The sequence below is a fragment of the Chitinophaga sp. genome (assembly GCF_035564935.1).
GTDB lineage: Bacteria > Bacteroidota > Bacteroidia > Chitinophagales > Chitinophagaceae > Chitinophaga.
In genome coordinates, this window is record NZ_DATMTE010000191.1 from 1 (window position 1) to 2,662 (window position 2,662).

Here is a 2,662-nt window from a genome sequence, read left to right on the forward strand (position 1 = left end):
GGTATTTTTTGTACATAATTAATAATTGACAGAAATGTTAGTTAAAATAAGGCTTTTTAAAGATGTTGCAAGTTAATCAATATAATATTTCGCGGGCAAGCCTATAAACATTCTGTGGGGAATACTACCGGGATGATAACATCGGTATCATCCCGGTACATCATTATTTCACTACCGGCAGCACTACACTGGATGGGTGCTGTGCATCATGATAGATGCGGATAGTAGCTTTCTTAAAATCTTTGTCGGTAGCCTTGTAAATGTCCATGAACTGCTGGGGATTGCGGTCGGTAAGCGGGAACCAGCTGCTTTGTACCTGGATCATAATACGGTGGCCTTTCCGGAAAGTATGCGCCACATCCGGCATGGTGAATTTCACTTCGGATGGTTGATTGGGAACAAAGGCTTCCGGTTTTTCAAAACTGTTGCGGAATTTGCCACGCATGATCTCTCCCCGTACCAGCATCTGGTAGCCACCCATGGGGTAGGTAGCCGAAGGTACCCGGCGATGCTCGGTAGGTGCGTCTTCTTCGTATTTAAAATCGTCGGGAAATACATCTATCACTTTTACAATAAAATCCGCATCGGTAGTGCTGGTACTGGCTATCAGGTCGGCCACCACCGGGCCGGCCAGGGTAATGTCGTTGTCCAGCACTTCGCTTTCAAATACTGCTACATCCGGTCTGCGCCCGGCAAAGCGCTGATCGTCGGTCATATAGTTGATGGTACGGCCAAAGTGTACGTCTTCCGTATAGGGAACAGGTTTGGCGGGGTCGCTTACATATTCACTGAAACTGTTGTTAACAGCGGGTTTGGTAAAAGACAGCTTACCATTTTCCTGTAAGTAAACAGCTTGATCTTCCATATTGGCCGGGGGCCATTTGGGGAGCTGCTTCCATTTGTTTTCACCGGTGAAGAAAATAGTGGCTTCTGCAATATCAGGTGCAGCGCCCTTGCCTTTGAGGTAGTAATTGAAGAAAGGGATTTCTACATTTTGTGCGTAGTATTCTGCCGTATTACTGCCAAAACGCACATTACCCAGGTGGGTACCATCGTTGGATGCCCACTGGCCGTGGTACCATGGTCCCATTACAATACGGTTATTGGTAGACGGGCTTTTTGTTTCAATGGCCTTGTAGGTGTTCCATGCGCCGAAGCAATCTTCTGCATCAAATACACCGCCCACTATCAGCATGGCTGGTTTTACATTTTTCAGGAAGTTGCGCACATTGCGGGCTTTCCACCAGCTGTCATATGTGGGGTGTGCGTACATTTCATGCCAGAAGGTAACGCTGTCGCCGATAATTTTTGCAAAGTTCGGTAGCGCGCCGGTTTCCAGGTAGTATTTGTAATTATCATGGGTGTAGTAATCGATCCCCTTAGGCCCTTCCGTGGTGGGTTTGGGATGCGGATGATCAAATACGGTATAAAAAGAAAAGGCGTCTGCAATGAAGAAAGCACCGTTGTGATGAAAATCATCTCCCAAAAACCAATCCGTAACAGGCGCCTGCGGACTCACTGCTTTCAGGGCAGGATGACCACTCAGCGCTCCCATAGTAGAGTAGAAGCCGGGATAAGAAATACCGAATATACCCACGTTGCCGTTGTTACCATTAAGGTTCTTCACCAGCCAATCGATGGTATCATAAGTATCGCTGGCTTCGTCAATATCTTTCTTTCCTTTTTTATCCGGGTTAAAGGGCCTTACGTTCACAAATTTACCTTCGCTCATCCAGGTACCTCTTACATCCTGTATCACCATGATGTAGCCTTCTTTCAGGTATTCCTTATAATGATTTTTATAGAGCGGACGGAAGGCATTTTCGCCATACGGTGCGCAGGAATAAGGGGTGCGCGTCATCAGGATAGGATGCTTCTCCGATTGATCTTTTGGCAGGTAAATGGAAGTAAACAACTTAATGCCGTCCCGCATGGTGATGTAGACTTCTTTTTTGGTGTAGTGTTCGTACATCCAGAGGGAATCCTGGTTAACAGCCTTACAGGCAGCCGGAATTATAAACAACGCGGCGCAGGCCAGCAGCAGCCATTTTCTCATAAACGGTTTATTTAAGATTTAGATAGCGGCTAATTTAATAAAAAATAGTGGACGCCCCGGCAGGTATATGGGGAACGGTTATTGGCCCAGTTTTTCCCGTTCCTTTTTGGGTAAGCTGGCTACCACCAGGTTATACGATTTCCTGATCCATTCCAGCAGCAGTTTATTGGGGATACCGGAATGTACATCCACCGTATTCCAGTGTTTCTTATTCATGTGATAACCGGGAACTACGCCTTCATACCGCTCCCGCAGCTCAATGGCTTCTTCGGGATCGCATTTGAGGTTAATGGTTTCAAAATTTTCCAGCCCGCTGAGGGCAAATATTTTTCCACTTACTTTATATACGAGGGTTTCATCTCCGAAAGGAAACTCTTCTGTAACGCCGGGTAAGGAAAGGCAGTATTCCTGGAACTGAGCAAGGGTCATACGCAATAATGATTGATGGTATCTGGCTACAAAAGTCCGGAAAATTTCTGCTAATCCGCTTTAATTATTTTATAGGTATAAGTGATTGTTTTATTCAAACCGGCAATAGTTTGCGTTTGCGGAAAATTAGTGGTGTCCTGCATTTTATAGGTAACAGGGTTACTGGTGGCCGGAACT

2 protein-coding genes are annotated in these 2,662 nt (G+C 45.9%); both read right to left on the minus strand.

The genetic code is table 11. The features are described from left to right. Positions 1–163: 163 nt before the first annotated feature. Positions 164–2,056 (minus strand): CocE/NonD family hydrolase, encoded by a 1,893-nt coding sequence (locus tag VN105_RS04965; RefSeq protein WP_325638527.1) that lies wholly within the window; start codon positions 2,054–2,056, stop codon positions 164–166. A 78-nt stretch (positions 2,057–2,134) separates the two neighbouring features. Next, positions 2,135–2,485 carry an MmcQ/YjbR family DNA-binding protein gene (locus VN105_RS04970; protein WP_325638529.1) on the minus strand — a complete coding sequence of 117 codons (351 nt, stop codon included), beginning with the start codon at positions 2,483–2,485 and terminating at the stop codon, positions 2,135–2,137. Positions 2,486–2,662 lie beyond the last annotated feature (177 nt).

Excerpts from the sequence above, each read along its gene's own strand:
- VN105_RS04965 (WP_325638527.1), bottom strand. The coding sequence starts at position 2,056 with ATGAGAAAATGGCTGCTGCTGGCCTGCGCCGCGTTGTTTATAATTCCG.
- VN105_RS04970 (WP_325638529.1), bottom strand. The coding sequence starts at position 2,485 with ATGACCCTTGCTCAGTTCCAGGAATACTGCCTTTCCTTACCCGGCGTT.